This is a genomic window from Vibrio sp. Vb0888 (assembly GCF_033338835.1).
Classification (GTDB): domain Bacteria; phylum Pseudomonadota; class Gammaproteobacteria; order Enterobacterales; family Vibrionaceae; genus Vibrio; species Vibrio alginolyticus.
This window is the reverse complement of the sequence record NZ_JAWOTL010000247.1, coordinates 1-1,135: the sequence shown is the minus strand read 5'-3', so window position 1 is coordinate 1,135 and position 1,135 is coordinate 1. Positions and strand designations below refer to the sequence as shown.

The following is a 1,135-nucleotide window of genomic DNA, read 5'->3' as shown; positions in this document are numbered from 1 at the left end:
CTACGATGAATCAGGTGCCGTTACTGGAATCACCACCAGCGATATGGGGCTGGATAAAAACGGACAAGAGAAAGCCAATTTCGAACCGGGCATTGAACTTAAAGCCAAATACACGCTGTTTGCTGAAGGGTGCCGTGGGCATTTAGGAAAAGAGCTCATTCGTCATTTCGATTTGGATGCAGGCAAACAACCTCAGCATTACGCATTAGGCTTGAAAGAGATTTGGGAGCTGCCGGCTGATGCGAAAGATTTTACAGGCAACGTCATCCACTCCGCTGGTTGGCCATTGAGCGAAACCAACACAACTGGTGGTGGATTCCTCTATCACATGGAAAACAGCCAAATTGCAATCGGGTTGATTGTCGATCTTAACTATCGCAATCCCCACTTGAGCCCATTCGATGAGTTTCAGCGCTTTAAACACCACCCTGCAATCAAACAATACCTAAAAGGGGCGCAGCGTATCGCTTATGGCGCAAGAGCCATCGCAAAAGGTGGGTTATCTTCTTTACCGAAACAACAATTCCCCGGCGGTTTATTAATTGGCTGTGATGCAGGAACACTTAACGTTGCGAAGATAAAAGGCAGCCACACCGCGATGAAATCAGGCTTACTAGCAGCAGAAGCCATTCATCAAGCATTACAAGACTCAAGGTGTGAACCTGATTATCAAACGCGATTTGATGCCTCTTGGCTGTACGATGAACTCGCCGAAACGCGTAACTTTGGAGCAAACCTGCATAAATTCGGTAGCCTGTTTGGCGGAGCTCTTTCTACCTTCGAGCACAACTTGTGGCTTCCTTTGATTAAAAAGCCAATACCGTGGACAGTGAAAGACCATTCCCACGATCACGAACAGTTAAAACCCCAAAATGAATGCCCGCCGATTGAGTATCCAAAACCGGATGGAGAAATCAGCTTTGATAAACCATCTTCGGTGTTTTTATCCGGCACACAACATGAAGAAAACCAACCGTGCCATCTTGTTTTGACTTATCCTCACATCCCCATCGATGTGCACCTCGGGTTGTTTGATGAGCCAAGCCAGCGTTACTGCCCTGCCGGGGTTTACGAAGTGGTCGAAATTGATGGGAAAGTGAAGTTTCAAATCAGCGCTGCGAACTGCATACATTGT

Annotated in this window: 1 protein-coding gene; it reads left to right on the top strand. The window is 47.0% G+C overall.

The features are described from left to right. Positions 1-1,135 (top strand): electron-transfer flavoprotein:ubiquinone oxidoreductase (locus tag R7P72_RS25380; protein ID WP_318111003.1); only part of this gene is annotated, 1,135 nt, incomplete at both ends.